Below are 2607 nucleotides of genomic sequence, written 5' to 3' on the forward strand. Positions count from 1 at the left end.
CTCGGCCGAAACACCTGCCGTGTGCGGCCGGTACCGGTCCCAATTCGTACCGTCCGTGTCTCTACGACCGGTGGCAAATGGGACCATGGAAGCCACAGGAAGCTCCGTACTCAGGGCGCCCCGGGGCTCGTTCAGCCGCGCGCGGCCTCCACCGGGAGCCACAGTTCGGCCTCGGCCTCGGTCTTGTCCGGCGAGAGCCGGGTACGCAGGATCTCCGGGCCGGGGCGGCTCCGGTACGGGTTCGACGGGAACCACTCGGCGTACACGTCCCGCCACAGCTCCTGGATGGCCTGCGGCACCGGCCCGGAGGCGATGAAGACCCCCCAGGTGCCGGCCGGGACGACCAGGGCGGTCATGCCGTCCGGCACCTCACCGGACGTCATCACGCCTTGGTAGTAGTCGAGTTCGGTTCCGTCGGTACGGCTGGGATCGAGGTCGTCGCAGACCGCGACGATGCCCTGCGGTTCCTGGTCCGAGAGCTTCTCCAGGCGCTCCAGAACTTGCGGGTCGATGCCCCGGACGAAGTCGATGATCGCCTGGTTCGGGCCCAAGTGGACCAGAGGAACCCGGGCCTTGAGTCCGACGACGGTGAACTCCGGCTTCTCCACGATGCGATAGCGCATGCTGCTGCTTCCTTCGACGGTGAGGCGGAAGGACATCCGGGGCCGGGAGTTGAGCGCGGCCCCGGTGCGCCTGGCCTCGCCCGGCCCGATGCCGTGCATGGCCCGGAACGCCCGCGCGAACGCCTCGCCCGAGCCGTAGCCGTAGCGCACCGCGATCTCCAGCAACGTCTCGCGCCCCGCCAGCACTTCGGCGCCCGCCAGGGTGAGCCGACGGCGCCGGACGTACTCCGACAGCGGCATCCCCGCCAGCGCCGAGAACATCCGGCGCAGGTGGTACTCCGAGGTCGCCGCGATGCGGGCCAGCTCGTCCACCTCGATAGTCCGGTCGAGATGGAGCTCGATGTGCTCCATGGCCTGGTTCAGCCGCTCCAGCATGCCGGTGTCCCTCCTCTTGACGATCCCCACGCTAGGAGGAGCCCATCACACCGGACCCGACATCCTGTGCCCGATCCTGTCGGGTGCGCGGCTCGGGCAGGGAGCGGTGCGCGTCAAGGGAAGGGGAAGGGGAAGGGGAAGGGGAAGGGGAAGGGGAGGAGCCTCGGGCCCGCGCGGGACGCTTGCGGCGGGCCGGTGTCAGACCCTCAGCGGACCCATGGGCCGGGGAGGTCTTCGCGCACGGCTTCGAGGTCCGCCGGCGTACGCCCGTGCGCGTGGATCCAGGCGTGGTCGTACGGCCCGTCCCGGCGCACCAGTCGACCGGGGGCCGCGTACCAGCGCACGGGCGAGTCGCTCCCGGACGCCCACATGGGGTGGTCGGGCAGGTCCACACGGGCGTAACGCCCATGAAGGCGCGGCAGCAGTGCCTCCGGCAGTTCGCAGGCGTCGTAGAGGTGAAGATGGTCCGCCCCGAAAAGCGATTCGCTCAGCACGAGTTCGACCCACGCGAGGGACATCCGGTCGAGGAACGGTATCCACCCGTCGTGCGACTCCACCAGGACCGGCGGATCGTCCTGTTCGATCCCGGCCAGCGGGATCGCCCAGAGGGCGCAGCCCTGATTCTCGTGGCGAAAGACCAGAACACCGCCACCGCCCAGGGCGTCGTCCACGTGGAGCCCGGTGATCGGGACGAGTGGATCCTGCTGCCGAGTCAGGTCGGCCCGGCGCCCGAACAGGGCGTACCCCTCGCGGAGGGCTGCCGGAAGACGGAAGCCCAACCCGTCCTCCACAGCGACCAACTCGGCCTCGCCGAAGCCGTCCTCAGGCTCCAGCGGGCGCCCCGCCCAGGCGTCGGCGAACCAGCGCACGAAGTCCCAGGCGTGGGCGCGCGTACGCACTCCGCCTCGCAGCGCCACCGAGACATCGGGACCGTACGGCATGCCGACGAGGCTACCCGGCCCCACCCTTCCGGATCCGAGCCCGGGCCGCCCGGAAGGCCGCCTCCCGACGCCCCCGATCCAGCCGAACGGGGGGAGTCCGTGGGCCGCCCCCCGACCTCACGGGCCGCGCCCCCGTCACCCCGCACCGCCGGTTCGCCACCCCCGCGTGCGGACGTCCGGGGAACACGAACTCTCCAGAGTGAACCTGCCGTAGCCATGGTGGCACCGAGCGTGACCATGGGCTTACGGTCGGAGCGCTGTCTGCGCCGCTCACACGACGTCGCCGACCCTCCAGCCGAACGACCCAAGGACAGGAAGACACGATGAGCAAGCTGACCGAGGAAGACGCCAAGGCACTGTTCTCCGAGATCGACAAGGACAACAACGGAACGATCCGCCTGGGGGAACTCAGGGACTACGGCCAGGCCCACGACGGCAAGCTGGAGGGGCAGAAACTCGCCGACTTCGTCCGGGACGCCGACACGGACGGGGATCGGCGGATCACGTTGGCAGAGTTCACGTCGCACTTCGCGTGATGCGGCACGACACCGCACCGGCGCCCTGACCCGGTAGGGCCGCGTCCGGGTGCGACAGGGCCCCGGTACGGCAGGGCCCGGTACGGCGCCGTGGTGCACCGCCGGCCGGGGCGGGAACCTCGCGAGGTTCCC

The 2607-nt window shown here is 70.6% G+C and carries 3 protein-coding genes; 1 reads left to right on the plus strand and 2 read right to left on the minus strand.

Translation table 11 applies throughout. The annotated features are described in order from the left end of the window. Positions 1–131: 131 nt before the first annotated feature. The gene (locus ACWD3D_RS35895; protein ID WP_451464855.1) at positions 132–998 is read right to left on the minus strand and encodes an AraC family transcriptional regulator; all 867 of its coding nucleotides are present in this window, start codon (positions 996–998) and stop codon (positions 132–134) included. A 206-nt stretch (positions 999–1204) separates the two neighbouring features. After that, positions 1205–1939, minus strand: coding sequence for an SMI1/KNR4 family protein (locus tag ACWD3D_RS35900; RefSeq protein ID WP_451464856.1), 735 nt, complete (start codon positions 1937–1939; stop codon positions 1205–1207). A 323-nt stretch (positions 1940–2262) separates the two neighbouring features. On the opposite strand from ACWD3D_RS35900, the gene ACWD3D_RS35905 reads away from it, so the two are divergent. Next, on the plus strand, positions 2263–2475 hold the full coding sequence (locus ACWD3D_RS35905) for an EF-hand domain-containing protein (protein WP_451464857.1): 213 nt from the start codon (positions 2263–2265) through the stop codon (positions 2473–2475). Positions 2476–2607 lie beyond the last annotated feature (132 nt).

This window comes from Streptomyces sp. NPDC002690 (assembly GCF_053592415.1).